Origin of the sequence: Burkholderia seminalis DSM 23518, assembly GCF_902832885.1 — a bacterium.
GTDB lineage: Bacteria > Pseudomonadota > Gammaproteobacteria > Burkholderiales > Burkholderiaceae > Burkholderia > Burkholderia seminalis.
This window is the reverse complement of sequence record NZ_CADFDK010000003.1, coordinates 17,087-34,767: the sequence shown is the minus strand read 5'-3', so window position 1 is coordinate 34,767 and position 17,681 is coordinate 17,087. Positions and strand designations below refer to the sequence as shown.

Below are 17,681 nucleotides of genomic sequence, written 5' to 3'. Positions count from 1 at the left end.
GTCTCGGCAGCCGGCCGCCGAGCGGGTGATCGGGCATCGTTGATTTTCACGGGGCATCGCTGCATGTCGAACGGATAGGTGTACGGATTCCTAGTGTGCGATCAGGCCGCCTCGATCTGGCATGACGAGAGACACGATTCAGTCACGAGCGAGCAAATTGGAAAACAAGAGACGATCAATGCGACGAGTCGGTCGATCGCGCCTAACGAGAGAAATGTTTCTGCCGTTGCCAACGGAAAAGATCCATGCGCTGTCACTGGAGAACCACCTCGCCCTGGCCACCGTGCGGGGTGGGCGCGGGGACCTCGACCAGGTCATTTGCCTGGTTCGCGTGGTGTACCTCGCGTTCTATCTGCGGGATGCGACCTCGACTGGCACGGACCTTGATCTGTACCGGCGCGCGGAAGCAGCGCTCAATGCATGCGTCACGCGTGTGGATCGAGGGGAGCGCTGCCTGCTGCTCGATCACGAACTGGCGATCGTCGAGCAGATCCTCGTCATCCATGACGAGCAGTTGGCCGCCATCCCGTGGCATCGCTACCTGGACGCTTGGGAGCGACTGCGATACTACATCGCGAACGGAAAATGCTCGCCAATCGCAGCCGCAGCGAGCATGTAACCCCATCGACCGAGAGGGAATTGTCTGCATTTGAACGAGTATGGACCTGACCCGCGGCGGGATTTTGTAGCCACACTCGATGAGTACGCGACTGCGGAATCATTCCCGATTAAATCGCTTCTCGCGCAGCGTGCCCTTGGAACCTTCAACGGAGTCGTTCTGCCAAGAGCGGCAAGAACGGACACAGCGTGTACGATCTGGTCTTCAAGAAAACCATCCAAGGAGAGTGGAATGAATCCGGAACAGGCCCGAGCCGAAGAAACCCAGGCGATGGAGCGCATGGTGGCCGCCACGCTGCGCGTGCAGAGCACGTTCGCCTCGATGCAGAAGCAATTTCCGCCGCAAGGCAGCGGCGAGCCTTCGCCGTTCGCGCTGCAAACCTTCGATGCCGCCCTGCAGGAACTTGAAGACGCACAGGCCGCGTTCGATGCGCTGCTGAACGATCTGATCGACGGTAACCGCTAAAGGCTACGCCCTTATCTGCACCGATTGTCGACGATCTAAAAAACTGTGTCGAACGGCCGTTCGTGGCCGAACGTGGCCGGCCGACACCTTGTGATACGCGACCGGCGGAGATCGACCCACAACAGTCCTTCGTCTTTCTCGCTAGCGGATATCGGGCTGTGAGATAAGGCGGATTTGTGTGTAAGAATTCACATCCTTTAAACCCGGGTCACACGCCATGAGTCAGAGTCGTCGCACCAATGTCAACGTTCGACGGCTTACCCCGGCAGAATGGGCGCAAGCCTTTCCAGTCATTTCCCAATTGCGCTCACTGGACGAAGCGGAGTTCTTGAAGCGAGTGCAGCGGCAATCGCATTCTGGTTTCGAGCTCGTGGGAGCGTTCGAGAACGGCGAGCTTCTCGGCGTCATGGGGATGAGGCCGGTCCACACGCTGGCGCGCGGAGCGCATCTGCACATCGATGATCTTGTCGTAACTGCCAAAGCTCGGGGAAGCGGTACAGGTCACGCGTTGATGGCATATGCAGAAGCCGACGCACGGGCTCGCGACATGAGTGCCGTGTTTCTCGACGCGAGACCAGAGGCTGTTTCCTTCTATGAGCGTCAGAACTTTGTGCTTCACACCGCACCGTCGATGAAAAAAGTGCTCTAGTCGAGCGACGAGACGCAGGAATGTCGAACCCGGGCCTCCGACCGCCGCAGTCGGTCGTCGTTCGTCCCGCGTCGTCGAACTTCCGCAAACGATCCGCTCGAAACCCGCCCCCCAGCGAAACAACACGCGCCGATTGTCAACAATCTGGCTGCTCGTGCCGAACGGCCGCTTGTGGCGCCGGCTGCAGCCCATCATGACCGATTGAATCCGCAACCCGAAGCGGCCATGCGGTTTCCTCCCGGGCAGCCATTCAATTCGATCAGTTCGAGATCGATTGTTGGACGGGCGCCCGAGAATTGACGGCAATCCATCAAGCTCTCCCGACTGGGGATTATCGGTTGACAGCCGCCATGCTCACCGCTCGAGAGCGGGGTCGATCTCGTTGGACGACAAGCCGAATACCGCCATTCTGGCCCGATGGTCCGGCGAACCCAAATAAGAACGGAGTTGCCGGTTTACCGCATTGCGCAACTCGCTGTTTTGCGGGTCGAACGAGAATGCGCCGAGTGGGGGCCTCTGTCGCTTGCCATTCGCTTCCGGCTCGTGCGGCACGGCCTCAAGCGCTGAGGCTCCAATCCGATCCGCAACAATGCGATTTCCCAGCGCCGTACTCGCGTACGCGTCGATCGTGCCGGAGAGAACCGCATCAATCGCGTCGGCTTGGTGCGCGAAGACGGCTATCTGGTCATCGCTTATGCCCGCCTCTTTTGCCGAGTCGTGCTGAACCTGTCCGGCAATGATGCCAAGGCGGGCGTCGGAGCGTTTGGCGAGTGACGTGTAGTTGTTGAGGCCCTTCGGGTTGCCGGCCCGAACCAGAAAGCCGTCGCCGATCCCCCATACAGGTTCGCTGAATGCGACCGATCTGGCGCGTTCAGGCGTAATGAAGAGCGGAACGTTCATATCCCAGCGTCCAGTTGCAACGCCGGGCAGCAGTTCACTGAATGTCGTCAGGCGATGCTCGATCCGCGTGACGCCAATCGCCCGAAGAACGACACCGGCCAGTTCAATATCGGCACCCGAAGCAGTTCCTCCGGGTTCCGTCCATCCAAAAGGGGGTTCGTCAATGTACGCAATCGTTACCTTCATCGCCATGTCTCGCGAAATGGGACGGCCACCGCATCTGGCGCCGATTGGTCATGATTCTACCCATACACACGGATGTTCGTTCCTGAGCGGAATCCATCAGTAAAAGCCAAGCCAATACTGCCCGACAGTCCTCCCAGGTGGGTCGGATTGCGACGCTTCTCCTTAACGATTCGCATACCGAATCGTATATGGATCACGCCTCGACGGTTGCGTATCGAACGCCGACACACCGACTCGATCCGCACCATGTTTGCCGCGCCCGGCACGACGAAACGCGAAACCACAATGAAACCCGCATGCGGATGCCGCGAAGCTGCATGAACGAATCGTCAGTCCGGCGCGTCAACCTTGCGTATGCCTCAATTCGCCGCCGATATCTTGCGGCAGCCTCAGCAAGTTGAAGATCGGACAGACCGCCTCGACCGCCTGGTGCAACGCGCGAATGGCTTCGGGCGGCTCGGGCGACACGATGTCTAGCGTATAGCGGATGTTGTGCGGGAATACCGGAACATGCTCGAACCCCGGCTGCTGTGCGAGCGGATGCTGGTCGCCGGTGACCTCGACCGCGATCGAGTCGACCTTCAGGCCACGCTCCGCGGCCTGAATCAACGTGATATGCGTGAGGCAACTGCCGAGCACGCCAAGCTGCAGCTCCGGCGATGCGGGCCCGAGGTTATAGCCCGCGAAGTCCGGCGGACTGTCGCTGATCACCTGGAAGTCGCGAATCCGGATCTCGCGCACGCCGCTGCGACCGAGCGCGCGCACGGTCGCCTTCAGCGGCGTCGCCTTGAATTCGGGATCGTTGCGGGCCGCCTGCTGCTTCGCGTGCCACGCATCGCGCTTTTGTACGAGATAGTCGTTGAGAGTCGTCATGGTCGAATCATGGGTAGATTGCGCGGATCGCTCGCTGCATTCGCACGCGATCAGTCGACCGCCGGAATCCATGCGGCAGTCGCCGCGTCGCTTGCCCGGAATGCGGGGAACTTCGCGCCGAGCTCGGCCACGGTGCGGATGTCGTTTTTCACGAGATCGTCGCGCGTGATCAGCGTCGGCTTGACCGCGATGCGCGCGCCCGGGTTCTGGCCGGCGACCAGCAGTGCGGCCGCGCGCACCGACACGGCGCCGACGACCGCGGGATTGGTCGCGGCCGTCGCGACCCACGCGCTGTTGGGCGCACGAATCGCCTCGATGTCGGCCGTCGAGATGTCGGCACTGTAGATGCGGATCTTCGACGACAGCTTCGCTTCGTCCGCGGCGAGCTTCGCTCCGCGCGCGAACTCGTCGTAAGGCGCAAAGACGACGCGGATATCCGGATTCGCTCGGTACGCCGCGGCCGCCTGATTCGCGACCGATTGCGCGATCGGCGTGTCGACGGTGCCCCAGCGCGCCTTCTCCTGCACCTTCGGGTGCGCGCGCTTGAAGTCGCGCCACGCGGCGTCGCGCCGGTCGAGCGGCGCAAAACCGGCAACGTAGACGTACCCGGCCGAAAACGCGTCGCCGTTGTCCTTGACGGCCTGCCCGAGCAGCAGGTTCGCGAGGTCGCGATCGTTCTGCTCGATCTGCGGCACCTTCGGGTTGCCGAGATCGACGTCGAACGCGACGACCTTGATGCCCTTGTCCAGCGCACGCTGCACGACGTCCTTCAGCGACTCCGGCAGGCCGTGATTGACGATGATCGCGGATACCCCGACGCTGATCGCCTGCTGGATCTGCTCGCGCTGCTCGGCCGCATCCTGCCGGCCCTCGTAGATGCGCAGGTCGATGCCGAGCGCACGCGCCTGCTTCTGCGCGCCGGCCTCGTACGCCTGGAAGAAGTCGCCGGTGGACAGATAGTTGACCAGCGCGATCTTCACGCCGCCCTTGTCGAACGGCGCGGGCGCCCCCTTGAGCGGACCGGCCTGCACGGCGGGTACGCCCAGCGCAGTCGCGAAACACAGCACGAGCGCACCGATCTTCAGATCGACGCGCGATTTCCGGCGAAGCAACGAGCGCATGGCGAGCCTGTCTCCACATTGGACAATATCGGCTCAATCTATCAGCGCCGCATGCAAACTCAAACCGAGCGATTCGAAAATGGATATCACTTCGGATGGCAAACCGTTACCGTTCCGCGAGCCGGCCGATCCATGCGAGCCGCTGCGACGCATGACGGCACGTGCGTCACGCGCGCGCATCCGTCCGACGCCCGATGCCGAACGTAAACGCCAGCGCGAGCACGAGCAGCGCCCCCTTGATGAAATCCTGCATGTAGTACGGGGCGTTCAGCATCGTCAGCCCGTTGAGCAGCACACCGACGAATACCGCGCCGACGACGGTCCCGAACACGTTGGGCCGCTTCGCGCCCCATACCGCGTAGCCGATCAGCGCGGCGGCCACCGCATCGAGCAGCAGCGAGTGGCCGGCGCTCACGTCGCCTCGACCGACCCGCGCGGCGATCAATACGCCGCCCAGCGACGCGATCGCACCCGATACGACATACGCGGCCACGCGGTAGCGCGCGGCGGGCGCACCGGCAAGCCGCGCGGCCGTTTCGTTGCCGCCGATCGCATAGATCACGCGGCCCCATCGGGTCGCCTCCATCGCGACACATGCGACTGCCGTGATAGCGGCGAGCAGCAGCACCGGCAACGGCACCACGTCGAACACGCGCAACCGGCCGAGCGCGAGAAACGCGTCGGGGAACACGCCGGTCGCATCCGTACCGTCGGGCAGCACCGAGCCGGTCGCGAGCGAACGGCCACCGGTCGGAATCAATTGCAGGCCGGCCATCAGGAACAAGGTGCCGAGCGTCGCGAGCTGGTCGGGCACGCGCAGGCGCGTGATCAACACGCCGTTGAACCACCCGGCGGCCATGCCGAGCGTCACGCAGGCGATGACCGCCGCCAGCGTGCTGCCGTGCCACACGACCAGCACATAGCTGGCGGCCATCTGCGCGGTCGCGGCCACGCTGCCGACCGACAGGTCGAAACCGCCGGCCGCGAGCGTGATCGTCACGCCGACGCCGAGCAACGCGACGATCGACACCGACTGCAGGATACTGAACAGATTGTCGACGTTCAGGAACGCGGGTTCCCTGAGCGCGAAGCCGATCACCAGCAGGACCAGCACGAGCAGGATGCCGGTGCGCTCGAGAGCGTCGCGGATGCGGGCCGGCGCGGCGCGCGGCCGTTCGACGGGTGCGGCATCGTGCTCGGTGGAAGAAGTCACGGTTTTCATCAGGGGGCGCTCAGGGTGGAGGATGTCGGAGGCAGGTCATCGAGCGTCGCGCGATCGAACCGCACGATACGGTCGGCGATCTCGGCAGCTTCTTCCACATCGCTGACGAACACGATCGTCGCACGGGCATGCGCGTGACGCCGCAGCGTATCGACGATATCGGCCCGCGCGCCGGCATCGATGCCCTGAAACGGCTCGTCGAGCAGCAACAGCCGCGCGGGTTCGGCATGCCAGCGTGCGAGCACGACCTTCTGCTGATTGCCGCCCGACAGGCGGACCACGCGATCGTCCGGGCCGGTGCAGCGGATGCCGAACCGTGCGATCGCCTCCGCGGCGGCCGCGCGTTCACGCGCCCTGCCGACCGGGCCGCGCGCGAACCAGCGCGCCAGAAACGGAAAACCGATCGTGCCCGCGATCGACGCGAACGGCACGCTGTCGGGAAACAGCGACGTGCGCCAACGGTCCTCGCCGGCCAGGAAGACGCCGGCGCGAATCGCATCGGCCGGCGAACGCGGGCGCCACGGGCGGCCGTCGAGCGTCATGTCGCCGGACACCGCCCGCGCGGCGCCGAAGATCGTATTGGCAAGACGCGACTTGCCGCCGCCGACCGGGCCCGCGATCGCGACGATCTCGCCGTGCCGGACATCGAGGTCGAACGGCGTGCTGGCCGGCGTCAGCCGAATACGCCGCATGCTGAACGCGGCGTCCGACTCGCGCGCCGCGGCGCGGGCCGGTGCCGGCTCACGCGTTTTCGGCAACGGCCGTCCGATCATCGTTTCCACCGCCGCATCGAAATCGACGGGCGCGGGCAGATCCGCGACGATCCGGCCATCGCGGACGATCGCCACGCGGTCGGCCATGCGGCGCAAATCGCCGAGCCGATGCGACACCAGCAGGATCGCCACGCCATCGCGGCGCAACGCGTCCAGCAGCGCGAAGAGCCGCTCGGCCTCCGGTGCGGACAAGCTGGCGGTCGGCTCGTCGAGTATCAGCAGCGACGGCTGTCCGCCAAGCGCGCGCGCCAGCGTCACGCGCTGCTGGTCCGCCAGCGACAGCGACGCCAGCGGCGCGGCCAGGTCGACGTCGAGCCCGACCCGCTCGGCGAGCGGTCGCGCCGCGGCACGCCGTGCGGCCGGCGTCGCACGCCACGGTGACGCCCGATCGCACAGCCGGTCGAGCAGCAGGTTGTCGGCGATCGACAGCGTCGGCACGACCGCGTCGACGACCGACTGGTGGACGGTCGCGACACTGAGCCGCTTGGCGGCGTGCGGCGACGCCGGTCGATACGGTTCGCCGCGTAGTGTCAGCGTGCCGCCGTCCGGGCGCAGCGCGCCGCTCAGGATCTTGACGAAGGTCGACTTGCCCGCGCCGTTCGCGCCCATCAGCGCGACGACTTCGCCCGCGTCGATCGACAGATTCAACGCCGACAGCGCGACGGTCGCGTCGAAACGCTTCGCGATGCCAGCCGCGCGCAGGACCGGTGGCGATGCCGATCGATGTGATCGACTTTCGCGCGTCGCACCGGCAATCCCGTTCGCCGTCGCATTCATGCCGGATACCCCTGTCGGGCACGGCGTGGTTGAAACCGGAACAGCACGTCGTGATTCACGTCACGTACCTCCCCTGGTAGCAGCTCGGTATCGCCCGGCTCGTCACCGTTCGTCGGATGCGGATTGCCGGAACGACGCGCCATGCGCGGTGTCCGGCAGACGGTCGCGGCCGCTCAGCCGCGAGCGGAAGGTACCGGCCGGCGAAGTCGTCCGGTACAGGCCGCGCTTTTTCAGTTCGGGCACGATCAGTTCGGCGAAATCGTCCAGCGTGCCCGGGCTGATCAGCGGATTGAGCATGTAGCCGCTCGTGGTCGACTGCCGTGCATGCTCGGCGAGCTGATCCGCGACTTCGTCCGGCGCGCCGACGAGGATCAGGTCGGTGCCGCGCGTGACGCTCGCGAACTTGCGCCGCACGTCGCCGGCCGTGAGCGGCTTGCCGCCGCCGTCGGGCCGCACGACGTAGGACGTGAGCCCTTCCGTGCGCGTCGTCAGCGGTTCGTCGTCCGCGTAGCGGTCGATGTCGATACCGGTGTCGCCCGCATAGCTGACGAGTTGTGCGTGCTGATGGTAGTGCTGCTGCAGCGTGTGGTATTTCTCCTTCGCGTCGCTCGACGAGCGCGCGGTCACGATCCGCAGCACGGTCAGCGACTTCACGTCGTCCGCCGCCCGGCCGCGTTCGACCGCCAGCCGGCGAATCTCGTCGAGGCCGGCGCGGATCTCGTGCGGATTCGACTTCGCGACGAATACCACCTCCGCGTGCTTCGCCGCGAACTCGCGCCCGCGCCCGGACCAGCCGGCCTGGATCAGCACGGGCGAGCGCTGCGGCGACGGCGCACAGACGTGCGGCCCCTGCACGCGATAGTGCGTGCCCTCGTGCGCGATCGGCCGCACGCGGTCGCCACGCGCATAGCGCGGCGCGTGCTTGTCGGCCACGACCGCGTCGTCCGCCCAGCTCCCTTCCCACAGTTTGTACACGACGTCGAGAAATTCCTCCGCGCGCGCGTAGCGTTCGTCGTGGCCGACCATCCGGTCGAGCCCGAAGTTGCGCGCCGCACTCGTCAGGTAGGACGTCACGATGTTCCAGCCGATCCGGCCGTTGCTCAGATGATCGAGCGTGCTGAAGCGGCGCGCGAGCGCGAACGGATGCTCGTAGGTCGTGCTCGCCGTCACGCCAAACGCGAGCCGCTCGGTCTGCGCGACAAGTGCCGGAATCAGCATCATCGGATCGTTCGCGGGCGCCTCGACCGCCCATCGCAGTGCCGCGTCGGCCGACCCGCCATAGACGTCGTACAGGCCGAGCACGTCCGCGAAGAACAGCATGTCGAGATCGGCCTGCTCGGCCGTGCGTGCGAGATCCGACCAGAACGCGAGCGTATTCGCGCGCAGCCGTTCGTCGGCCGGATGGGTCCACAGGCTCGGCGCGCCGCCGCAGCCGACGCTGGCTTGTTCGTACAGGGAAAACAGCAAGGGGCGAGGATCGGACATCGTGGGGTTCGTTACCAGGGCAGGAATCAGTTGGGTGCCGCCCACGCGTTGGGCGACGCGCGGCGACGGCGTGCAGGCACGCGAGCGTGGGGGGCGCGCGCCAGATGGCGATTGACATGCCTCTCGAGACGAGAGGCCGGAATGGTGAGGAGCGCGACCAGCACGACATAGACGACGGCCGCGCCGGCCAGCGGCTCGTAGACGCGCAACGTCTCGAAGCGCAGCGTATTGGCCGTTCCCATCACGTCGAACACCGTCACGGTCGACGCGAGGACGGTCGATTTCAGCAGCAGGATCGCCTCGCCGATGAGCGCGGGCAGCGCGAGCCGCCACGCGCGCGGGCCGACGATGCGGCGCAGCACCTGCACGCGCGTCATGCCGTATGCGTAACCGGCCTCGATCTCGCCGGCCGGCACGCCGGCGATCGCGCCGCGCAGAATCGTCGCGACATACGCGCTCTCGTTCACGCTCAACGCGACGATTGCGTACCAGAACGCGTTGCGCAGCAGCGGCGATGCCCAGCTGTCGCGCATCCATTCGCGCGGGACGATCTGCCCGAATCCGTAGTACAGCAAATACAGCTGAACGAGCAGCGGCGTGCCGCGAACGAGCATGATCCAGCCGCGCGCGGACCAGCGCAGCGGCGCATGGCGCGCACCAGCGGCGAGCGCGAGCGGCACGCCGAGCAGCACGCTGGCCGTGCCCGACAGCAGCGTCAGCGCGAGCGTCGTCGGCACCGCGGCGAGCAGCTTCGGCATCACCGTATCGAACAGGAACGGCAGCGAAAAGATCATGCGGTCGCGCGCCTCGTGCCACGGTTCGCGTGCCGCTCGAGCACCGCGAAGATGCCCGTCGACGCGATGCTCAGCAGCAGGAACAACGCGGCCGTGACGAGATAGAAGAATACGTAGTGACGGGTCGCGCCGGCCGCGAGCTGGCTCGCCTTCAGCAAGTCCGTGAACGAGCCGAGCACGCTGATGAACGACGCGTCCTTGGTCGCGTTCAGCCACACGTTGCCGACGCCCGGCAATGCGAGCCGCGCGGCGGCCGGCAGCCGGATGCGCGTGAACGTCTGCCATGGCGTCATCCCGTATGCATGCGCGGCTTCGATCTCCCCGATCGGCACGTTGACGAGCGCCGCGCGGAAAATGTCGGTCAGATACGCGCCCTGGATGAAACCGAGCGACAGCGCAGCAACGAGGAACGGCGGGAACGCGAAGCCGTCGGGCACCAGGCCGCCGCGGTGCAGCGCGACCTCGACGGCAGGCGCGAGCGCGTAGAACGCGAGCAGCAGGCACAACAGCTCGGGCAGCGCACGCACCAGCGTCGTGTAGAGCCGCGCGAGCCATGCGAGCGGCGCGTGGCGCGACAGCTTGCCGAGCGCGCCGGCGATGCCGAGCAGCACGCCGGTGCAGAACGACGCCGCCGCGACGCCGAACGTCAGCGCGAACGCGCCCGCGAACACGTGGCCATATCCACCGTCGTCGAATGCAAGCAGCGCGAGCAGCGAGTCGTCCGCGGCCATCGGGTCAGCGGCCCTTCTCGATCGTGCCCTTCAGGTTCGGATAGCGGGCGGTGATCGCATCCCACGTACCGTCCTGCTGCAGCTGCGCGATCGCGGTCGACAGCTTGCCGCGCAGCGCATCGCCGCGGCGCACGCCCGCGCCGACCCCAAGGCCCAGCAGCGGATTGTCCGCGCAGGTCGCCTTGACCTCGAAGTCCTTGCCGTCGCGCGACGCGAGGAAGGCCGTGAACAGCCCCTTGCCTTCCTGCACGTAGTCGACACGGCCGGACACCAGATCCGCGAGCGCGTTGTCGAACTTGTCGAATGCCTTGATCTGCGCGTCCTGCTTGAAGCGGGCATCGAGGAACGCCGAGAAGTTCGTGCCGGCCTCGACACCGATCACGCTGCCCTTGACGCTCGCGGGCACCGCGCAGTCGACGCGGCGCCGGTCGCTTTTCGCGCCGACGAACACCGTCGGCGATTCGTAATAGGCACGGCTGAAATCGATCGCTTTCTGCCGCTCGCCGGTGATCGTCATCGACGACCAGATCACGTCGATCTTGCGGTTCTGCAGTGCCGGAATCAGGCCGTCCCACGCAATGTCGGTGAGCTCGCACCGCACGTTCAGTTTGCCGCACGCGGCATCGAGCACGTCGATTTCCCAGCCCTTCCACTTGCCGCCCGCGTCCTTCGAAAAGAACGGCGGATACGACTCGGCGTCGATGCCGACGCGCAACGTCGGCTGGGCCGCATGGGAAGCCGGCACGAGGCCGAGCACGAACAGCGCGGCCGCGGCACGGCGGACCCTGGAACGCATCAAACGATTCATGTGGCGAATTTCTGAAATAACGTCGGAACGACCGGCGTCGCAGCCGGCAGGAGGCGAGACTGTAATGCGTGCCGAAGCGTGTACCAAATGGTTATTTTTTCGATGAATATCTGATCGCGCGATATGGCGGAACGGCGCACCGTCGAACGCGACGCACGGTGCATCGTTCGCCCGCTCACGCCTCCGCTGTTTCGCGCCGCAGCGCCGGCAGCTCCAGATTCGCGCGGAAATCGCCGCCCACGTAGTCGGTATCGAGCAGGCCGCGACGCCGCAATTCGGGCAGCAGGCCGTTGAGCAGCAGGTCTTCCTGGTCCGGCTGGCCGAGCCCGTGCAGCGACAGCACGTCGACGAGCCCCTCGCGATAGCGCGCCTCGATCGCATCGGCGAGCTGCTCGGGCGTACCGGCGACGAACCAGTGGCCGGTCTCCTGTGCGCGGATGATCAGTTCGCGCAGCGTCAGCCGCTGGCGCGCATAGGCGACGAAGATGGCGACACGCCCTCGCCGGCGATGGACGCTGTCGATAGCAGGCAGCAACGCCGCCGGCAGCGGCTGATCGAGCGGCAGGTCGCGCAAGTCGACACTGCCGCCGAGCATGTCGGCGAGCTTCAGCCTGCCTTGTTCGTAATCGATGCGCTCATGCTTGTCGCGCAATCGTCGCGCGACGTCGGCATCGGACTCGCCGATCACCGAATGAAACGAGTTCATCACGAGCGGCGGCCGGTCGCCGCGACCGAAGGCGGCGGCCTGCCGGCGCAGCTCGGCGACGAACGCGCGCGCATCGTCGTGCGTCGGCTGAGACGTGTAGACGACCTCCGCGTACCTCGCGCCGAGCGATACGCCGCTGGCCGACTGCCCGGCCTGAAACAGCACCGGCCGGCGCTGCGGCGACGGCGGCACGTTCAGCGGCCCCCGCACCTGGAAGTGCTCGCCGTGGTAGTCGATCGCACCGAGCTTGCGCGGGTCGACCGAGAGGCCGCCGCCCTGCGCGCGCCGCGTCGCACGCGGATCGTTCGCATCGAACAGCGCGTTGACGACTTCGACGAATTCGGCCGCACGGGCGTAACGCCGTTCGGGGTCAGGCAACGCCGCGTCGCCGAAATTCTCCTCGCCGACCGACGACGTGACCGCATTCCACGCGGCCCGCCCGCCGCTGACGTGATCGAGCGTGCCGATCAACCGCGCGAGGTTGTACGGATGGTGATACGTGGTCGACACCGTCGCGACGAGCCCGATCGACGAGGTCGCCTGGCTCAATGCCGCCAGCGCGACGATCGGCTCCTGGCTGCCCGTCGTGCCGGCCAGGCCAGCCGCGTCGGCCTGCAGCAGGTCGGCGGTAAAGAGGCCGGTGATCTTCTCAGCTTCCGCCTTGCGTGCGAGCGACGCCGCGCGGCGCACACCGTGCACGACGTCCGGGTCGCCGGGCGCGTACAGCACGCTCGCCGCACCGACGAGCGTCTTCAGTCGTCTGCGCGCGCCGCTCATGACGCGGCTCCGTTCGTCGCGCGACGGCGTGCGCTGCGCGTCGCGTATCGTTCGCGTGGATCGTTCATCTGCATTCCTCGTGATTCCGTTCGATCGGTGGCGGCATGCCGGCATCGCGACGGCGAGCACGCTCGCGCCGGGCCGTCCTGCATGCGCCGGGAACGCGCCGCGGGGGGCGCAGCCACTGACCATAACGCAAGCGCCCGGGGCGGCAGGAACGAATATTTTCGGCTTTCGATATTCTTCTTGATTGTTTGACCGTGCGAACGGCGCCGCAAAATAATTCGGCATGCCAAACCCGTTGATCAGGCCGCTTCGACCCGCGCCGATCGCCTCATCATGACGTTCGACGCCATCCGCTCCCACTCCGATTTGTCTGCGCTGCCGTTCCGCTTGAGCGTGCTCGACAAGAGCCCGGTAGCATCGGGGGACACGCCCGCCGACGCGCTGGCGCGCAGCGTTTCGCTCGCGCGCTTCGCCGACGCCGCCGGCTATCGCCGCTACTGGCTCGCCGAGCATCACAACAGCGCCGCGCTCGCGTGCCCGTCGCCGGAGATCCTGATCGCACACGTGCTCGCGCATACGCGGCGCATTCGCGTCGGCTCGGGTGGCGTGATGCTGCAGCACTACAGTCCGTACAAGATCGCGGAGAACTTCAACCTGCTCGCCTCGCTGGCGCCGGGCCGCGTCGATCTCGGTGTCGGCAAGGCGCCGGGCGGCCTGCCGCTGTCGACGCGCGCGCTGCAGGCTGGCTACGATCCCGCGCGGCGCGCGTCGTTCGCCGATCTGGCCGACGAACTGAATCGTCATCTTCAGGACGCAGCCGCGGCTGCCGATGCGACCGGGCAGGATGACGCCGCGCTGCATGCGACGCCGCGCCCGCCCGAGCCTGCGCAACCGTTCCTGCTCGGCGCCAGTGCGGAAAGCGCCGCGCTCGCGGCGCGGCTCGGCTGGGCGTTCGTCTACGCATCGCATCTGAACGCATCGCCCGCCGATCTGGAACGCACGTTCGACGCATACCGCAAAGCCTCCGGCGGCCGCACGCCGCTGCTCGCGGTCTCCGCGATCGTCGCGGCAACCCGCGATGCGGCCACGCAGCTCGCGAGCGGACATCAGGGCTTTCGCGTGCAGGTGGGCGACACGCCCGCCGTCAACGTCGGCAGCCTCGAGCAGGCGCATGCCTATATCCGCCAGGCCGGCGGCGGCCCGCACCGGATCGCGCCACGCGAAACACGGATCGTGCACGGCACGCGCGACGACGTACTGCACGAACTGCACACATTGCATCGCCGCCACGGGATTGACGAATTCGTCATCGATACGCCGCTCGCCGATGCCGCACCGCGCATCGCGTCGCTGCGGCTGCTGGCCGGCGCAGCGGCCGACGAGCACGGCTCCGCGTCGTCGCGGCAACCGGACATCGAGGGCGTCGCGCGATGACCGATACGATCCGCCTCGCCGGCGCCGACGACGTGCCGGCCCTTTATGCGCTGCTGCAGGATGCGTACGCACCGCTCGTGCCGCAAGGCGTACATTTCACGATCACGCGCTCGCCGATCGAACGCGTCGCGCGGACGGTCGCGCGCGAAACCACGTTCCTGCTCGAACGTGCGACACCGGAAGGCCATCCGGCCCTCGCGGCCACGTTGACCGTACGATTTCCGTGGGTATCCGGCGAACGCCATCGCATGCCGTACCCCTTTCTGCACTGGTTCGCGGTCGCACCCGCGTTCAATCGGCAGGGGCTCGGACACGCGCTGCTCGCGCACGTCGAGACGCAGTTCCTGACGGCGCAGCTCAAGGCGCCCGCCACCTACCTCGCGACCGCGACGAACCACCCGTGGCTGCAGGCGTACTACGAACGCAACGGCTACGTGCCGTTCGACCGCTCGACGAACCCGCTCGGCACGCCGCTCGTCTGGCTGCAAAAAGTGCTGATTCCGGATCTCTGTCCGGATCCGGCGACGGACGATACCGCCACGCACGACGTGCCGCTCCACGCAACCGCTTGACGCTCCGTCCGCCGGGTTTCGCGCGCCGCCTCCCCTGCCATCTCCCTCGTGAAAGGCTTCCACGCATGACATTCGCATTTCCGGATTCCGCTCTCCGCGCCTCGCGCCGTACCGTCCCGGCCGCACTGCTGCTCGCGCTCGCGTTGCCGTACGCGGCCTTCGCACAGGGCACGCCCGTCTCCGGAGGCACGCTGACCTGGGGCGTCGAAACGGAGCCGCGTACGTTGAACCCGCAACTGAACGGCCAGGACAAGGTCGAGCTGCTGCTGCGCAACGCGTACGAAAGCCTGCTCGCGCAGAAGCCGGACGGCAGCTACGTGCCCTGGCTCGCGACCGGCTACAAGGTTTCCGCCGACGGCAAGACGTACACGTTCACGCTGCGCGACGGCGTGAAGTTCACCGACGGCGCGCCATTCGACGCGAAGGCGGTTGCCCGCAACTTCCTGAATGCGCGCGAACTGTCGTACTCGGCAGGCAGCCAGCTCGCCCGGCTGATCTCGCACGTCGCGGACGTGAAGACGCCCGACGAGCGCATGGTCGTGATCACGCTCGACGCGCCCTATGCGCCGTTCCTGACGTTCGCCGGCCGGCTGCCGCTGCTGTCGCCGAATGCGTTCGAGCGGCCGAGCCTGAAGTCGGGCGGCACCGATATCGCGGGCACCGGCCCGTTCATCCTGCGCCGCTACGTGAAAGGGCAGGAAATCGAGTTCGCGAAGAACCCCGACTACCGCTGGGCACCGCCGACGGCAGGCCATCAGGGCCCCGCGTATCTCGACCGGGTCGTCTACCGGTTCCTGCCCGAATCGTCGGTACGCACCGGCGCCCTGCTGTCGGGCCAGGTCGACGTGATCGAAGGCGTGTCGGGCAACGACGCGGCGCTGATCCGCAAGAACGCCGATTTCACCTACCGCCGCGCGCTGAACACCGGCACGCCCTATTCGCTGTTCCTGAACGTCGCGTACGGTCCCACCCAGGACGTGAAAGTGCGCCGCGCGCTGCTGGAAGGGCTCGACACGACCGGCATCGTGCAGTCGATCTATCGCGGCGAGCGCACGCGCGCGTGGGGCATCACGTCGCCGATCGATCCGTTCTACGACGCGTCGATCGAGAAAACCTACGGAAACAATCCGAAGCTCGCGAACCAGCTGCTGGACGAAGCCGGCTGGAACGTCCGCGACAGCGGCAGTTACCGCACGAAGAACGGCGAACGACTGACGATCGCGGTGATCCAGGCGCAGGCGACGGTGCGCGACCAGCGCGACGTGCTGCTGCAGGCGCTGCAGGCGCAGGCGCGGCAGCGACTCGGCGTCGACCTGAAGATCCAGTACGTCGACGACGGCACGTACGTCGAAGCGCGCAAGAGCGGCAAGTTCGGCTCGATCGCAAACTCGAACACGCCGCCGGACGGCATCGACATCGAAGGCCACTACCTGCCCGTTGATCGCGGCGGCGCGTTGAACTACAGCCGTGCGGCAGCGCCCGAGCTGACGCGCTGGCTGCAGGCCGCCGCCCGCACGCAGAACGTCGCGGAACGCAAGAAGCTGTACGGCGAGCTGCAGCACTTCGCGATCAACGAGCAGGCGTACGCGGTGCCGCTGTACGAGCCCGAGGACCAGATCGCCGCCGCGAAGGCGGTCCAGGGGCTGCGCTTCCGCTCGTTCGCGCAGATGCCCGAGAACCCGTACGACGTGTGGGTGAAGAAGTAAGCCGGCACGTCGAGCGCGTTGCCGCGCACGCCGCACCGAACCGACAGGAGATTTCGCACATGAACCCTTCGCCTTCCGCTCCCGTCAACGTCCCGGATGCGCAGCCGGCCGCCCCATCGCGGGCCGCGTGGCGCGGCTGGCCGCGATCGCCGATCGCGACGCGGCTCGCGACCGGCGTGCTCGTGCTCTGGGCCGCGGTCACGCTGTCGTTCGCGGCCGTGCATCTCGCACCGGGCGACATCGTCGGCATCCTGATCGGCGAGCAGCTGAGCACACCGGAGATCGAAGCCGCGATCCGCCAGGAATGGGGACTCGACGAGCCGCTCCCGCTGCAATACGTGCACTATCTGTGGCGCGTGCTGCACGGCGAGTTCGGCCGCTCGTACATCCTGAATACCGACGTCGCGCCCCTCGTGCTCGGCCAGCTGTGGCCGACGCTGAAGCTGACGGGCGCAGCGCTCGTCGTGACGATCGTGTTCTCGGTCGGCCTCGCGGTGCTGACCGCCGGCCGCCGCTGGGCCGGCCGCGCCGCGTCCGGCGTCGAGCTGCTGCTCGCGTCGACGCCTTCGTTCTGGCTCGGCATCATGCTGCTGTTCGTGTTCAGCTTCACGTTGAAGCTGTTCCCGGTGGCCGGCGACCGCGGCTTCGCGTCGCTCGTGCTGCCCGCGCTGTCGCTCGGGCTCGCACAGGGCGCCGTCATCAGCCGCGTGCTGCGGCAAGGTATCGAACGCGCGCTCGACGAGCCGTATGCGCTGACGGTGCGCTCGTGGGGCGTCGGCGGGCTCGCGCTGCGCGTGCGCCATGCGCTGCGCCACGCGGCGCTGCCGGCCGTCACGCTTGCCGGCTGGCTGGTGGGCGGCCTGCTCAGCGGCGCCGTGATCACCGAACAGGTATTCGGCCGGCCCGGCCTCGGCAAGGTGACGGTCGACGCGGTGCTGTCGAAGGACATGCCGGTGATCCTCGCGATCGCGATCCTGTCCGCGGCGATCTATGTCACGCTCAGCACCGCCGTCGACCTGCTGTACCTGCTGATCGATCCCCGGCTGCGCGATCGCCGCGCACCGCGTTGAACCGGAG

17 protein-coding genes are annotated in these 17,681 nt (G+C 67.0%); 7 read left to right on the top strand and 10 right to left on the bottom strand.

Annotation, left to right across the window (positions count from 1 at the left end; translation table 11 throughout):
• The first annotated feature begins 214 nt into the window (after positions 1-214).
• The 3 genes from HWX00_RS10775 (at position 215) to HWX00_RS10765 (ending at position 1,733) form a co-directional block, all read left to right on the top strand.
• Entirely contained in the window at positions 215-619 is a 405-nt protein-coding gene (locus HWX00_RS10775; RefSeq protein ID WP_049036671.1) for a hypothetical protein, read from the top strand.
• 231 nt (positions 620-850) lie between these two features.
• Positions 851-1,084, top strand: coding sequence for a hypothetical protein (locus HWX00_RS10770; protein WP_011549124.1), 234 nt, complete (start codon positions 851-853; stop codon positions 1,082-1,084).
• Between the two features lie 217 nt (positions 1,085-1,301).
• Positions 1,302-1,733 carry a GNAT family N-acetyltransferase gene (locus HWX00_RS10765; protein WP_034190424.1) on the top strand — a complete coding sequence of 144 codons (432 nt, stop codon included), beginning with the start codon at positions 1,302-1,304 and terminating at the stop codon, positions 1,731-1,733.
• Between the two features lie 354 nt (positions 1,734-2,087).
• On the opposite strand, the gene HWX00_RS10760 is transcribed toward HWX00_RS10765, so the two are convergent.
• The 10 genes from HWX00_RS10760 to HWX00_RS10715 form a co-directional block, all read right to left on the bottom strand.
• Positions 2,088-2,819 (bottom strand): transporter substrate-binding domain-containing protein, encoded by a 732-nt coding sequence (locus tag HWX00_RS10760; protein WP_124609950.1) that lies wholly within the window; start codon positions 2,817-2,819, stop codon positions 2,088-2,090.
• Between the two features lie 342 nt (positions 2,820-3,161).
• Entirely contained in the window at positions 3,162-3,692 is a 531-nt protein-coding gene (locus tag HWX00_RS10755; protein WP_049036658.1) for an OsmC family protein, read from the bottom strand.
• A 50-nt stretch (positions 3,693-3,742) separates the two neighbouring features.
• Entirely contained in the window at positions 3,743-4,813 is a 1,071-nt protein-coding gene (locus tag HWX00_RS10750; protein WP_034190422.1) for a substrate-binding domain-containing protein, read from the bottom strand.
• A 166-nt stretch (positions 4,814-4,979) separates the two neighbouring features.
• Complete coding sequence (locus tag HWX00_RS10745) at positions 4,980-6,035, bottom strand: ABC transporter permease (RefSeq protein WP_124609949.1); 1,056 nt, start codon at positions 6,033-6,035, stop codon at positions 4,980-4,982.
• Positions 6,035-7,585, bottom strand: a complete 1,551-nt coding sequence (locus HWX00_RS10740) for a sugar ABC transporter ATP-binding protein (RefSeq protein ID WP_124609948.1) — start codon at positions 7,583-7,585, stop codon at positions 6,035-6,037. Before HWX00_RS10740 ends, HWX00_RS10745 begins: the two co-directional genes overlap by 1 nt.
• 102 nt (positions 7,586-7,687) lie before the next feature.
• Positions 7,688-9,070: an LLM class flavin-dependent oxidoreductase gene (locus HWX00_RS10735; RefSeq protein WP_059562179.1), complete on the bottom strand. Its 1,383-nt coding sequence runs from the start codon at positions 9,068-9,070 to the stop codon at positions 7,688-7,690.
• Between the two features lie 26 nt (positions 9,071-9,096).
• The gene (locus tag HWX00_RS10730) at positions 9,097-9,864 is read right to left on the bottom strand and encodes an ABC transporter permease subunit (protein WP_124609947.1); all 768 of its coding nucleotides are present in this window, start codon (positions 9,862-9,864) and stop codon (positions 9,097-9,099) included.
• The gene (locus tag HWX00_RS10725; protein WP_059562182.1) at positions 9,861-10,595 is read right to left on the bottom strand and encodes an ABC transporter permease; all 735 of its coding nucleotides are present in this window, start codon (positions 10,593-10,595) and stop codon (positions 9,861-9,863) included. Before HWX00_RS10725 ends, HWX00_RS10730 begins: the two co-directional genes overlap by 4 nt.
• 4 nt (positions 10,596-10,599) lie before the next feature.
• The gene (locus tag HWX00_RS10720; protein ID WP_049036649.1) at positions 10,600-11,403 is read right to left on the bottom strand and encodes a transporter substrate-binding domain-containing protein; all 804 of its coding nucleotides are present in this window, start codon (positions 11,401-11,403) and stop codon (positions 10,600-10,602) included.
• 175 nt (positions 11,404-11,578) lie between these two features.
• The gene (locus HWX00_RS10715) at positions 11,579-12,886 is read right to left on the bottom strand and encodes an NtaA/DmoA family FMN-dependent monooxygenase (RefSeq protein WP_034190417.1); all 1,308 of its coding nucleotides are present in this window, start codon (positions 12,884-12,886) and stop codon (positions 11,579-11,581) included.
• A 339-nt stretch (positions 12,887-13,225) separates the two neighbouring features.
• On the opposite strand from HWX00_RS10715, the gene HWX00_RS10710 reads away from it, so the two are divergent.
• The 4 genes from HWX00_RS10710 to HWX00_RS10695 all read left to right on the top strand — a co-directional run bounded on the left by HWX00_RS10710 (position 13,226) and on the right by HWX00_RS10695 (position 17,674).
• Positions 13,226-14,326 carry an MsnO8 family LLM class oxidoreductase gene (locus tag HWX00_RS10710; RefSeq protein WP_175027781.1) on the top strand — a complete coding sequence of 367 codons (1,101 nt, stop codon included), beginning with the start codon at positions 13,226-13,228 and terminating at the stop codon, positions 14,324-14,326.
• On the top strand, positions 14,323-14,898 hold the full coding sequence (locus HWX00_RS10705; RefSeq protein ID WP_049029999.1) for a GNAT family N-acetyltransferase: 576 nt from the start codon (positions 14,323-14,325) through the stop codon (positions 14,896-14,898). The genes HWX00_RS10710 and HWX00_RS10705 overlap by 4 nt, the downstream gene beginning before the upstream one ends.
• A gap of 65 nt (positions 14,899-14,963) precedes the next feature.
• Positions 14,964-16,604, top strand: coding sequence for an ABC transporter substrate-binding protein (locus tag HWX00_RS10700; RefSeq protein ID WP_175027782.1), 1,641 nt, complete (start codon positions 14,964-14,966; stop codon positions 16,602-16,604).
• A gap of 59 nt (positions 16,605-16,663) precedes the next feature.
• Positions 16,664-17,674, top strand: coding sequence for an ABC transporter permease (locus tag HWX00_RS10695; protein WP_049030001.1), 1,011 nt, complete (start codon positions 16,664-16,666; stop codon positions 17,672-17,674).
• The last annotated feature ends 7 nt before the right edge of the window (positions 17,675-17,681 follow it).

What these genes read in the sequence shown, in the direction of transcription:
- HWX00_RS10775 (WP_049036671.1), top strand. Translation starts at nt 215, where the DNA reads ATGTTTCTGCCGTTGCCAACGGAAAAGATCCATGCGCTGTCACTGGAG.
- HWX00_RS10770 (WP_011549124.1), top strand. Translation starts at nt 851, where the DNA reads ATGAATCCGGAACAGGCCCGAGCCGAAGAAACCCAGGCGATGGAGCGC.
- HWX00_RS10765 (WP_034190424.1), top strand. Translation starts at nt 1,302, where the DNA reads ATGAGTCAGAGTCGTCGCACCAATGTCAACGTTCGACGGCTTACCCCG.
- HWX00_RS10760 (WP_124609950.1), bottom strand. Translation starts at nt 2,819, where the DNA reads ATGAAGGTAACGATTGCGTACATTGACGAACCCCCTTTTGGATGGACG.
- HWX00_RS10755 (WP_049036658.1), bottom strand. Translation starts at nt 3,692, where the DNA reads ATGACGACTCTCAACGACTATCTCGTACAAAAGCGCGATGCGTGGCAC.
- HWX00_RS10750 (WP_034190422.1), bottom strand. Translation starts at nt 4,813, where the DNA reads ATGCGCTCGTTGCTTCGCCGGAAATCGCGCGTCGATCTGAAGATCGGT.
- HWX00_RS10745 (WP_124609949.1), bottom strand. Translation starts at nt 6,035, where the DNA reads ATGAAAACCGTGACTTCTTCCACCGAGCACGATGCCGCACCCGTCGAA.
- HWX00_RS10740 (WP_124609948.1), bottom strand. Translation starts at nt 7,585, where the DNA reads ATGAATGCGACGGCGAACGGGATTGCCGGTGCGACGCGCGAAAGTCGA.
- HWX00_RS10735 (WP_059562179.1), bottom strand. Translation starts at nt 9,070, where the DNA reads ATGTCCGATCCTCGCCCCTTGCTGTTTTCCCTGTACGAACAAGCCAGC.
- HWX00_RS10730 (WP_124609947.1), bottom strand. Translation starts at nt 9,864, where the DNA reads ATGATCTTTTCGCTGCCGTTCCTGTTCGATACGGTGATGCCGAAGCTG.
- HWX00_RS10725 (WP_059562182.1), bottom strand. Translation starts at nt 10,595, where the DNA reads ATGGCCGCGGACGACTCGCTGCTCGCGCTGCTTGCATTCGACGACGGT.
- HWX00_RS10720 (WP_049036649.1), bottom strand. Translation starts at nt 11,403, where the DNA reads ATGAATCGTTTGATGCGTTCCAGGGTCCGCCGTGCCGCGGCCGCGCTG.
- HWX00_RS10715 (WP_034190417.1), bottom strand. Translation starts at nt 12,886, where the DNA reads ATGAGCGGCGCGCGCAGACGACTGAAGACGCTCGTCGGTGCGGCGAGC.
- HWX00_RS10710 (WP_175027781.1), top strand. Translation starts at nt 13,226, where the DNA reads ATGACGTTCGACGCCATCCGCTCCCACTCCGATTTGTCTGCGCTGCCG.
- HWX00_RS10705 (WP_049029999.1), top strand. Translation starts at nt 14,323, where the DNA reads ATGACCGATACGATCCGCCTCGCCGGCGCCGACGACGTGCCGGCCCTT.
- HWX00_RS10700 (WP_175027782.1), top strand. Translation starts at nt 14,964, where the DNA reads ATGACATTCGCATTTCCGGATTCCGCTCTCCGCGCCTCGCGCCGTACC.
- HWX00_RS10695 (WP_049030001.1), top strand. Translation starts at nt 16,664, where the DNA reads ATGAACCCTTCGCCTTCCGCTCCCGTCAACGTCCCGGATGCGCAGCCG.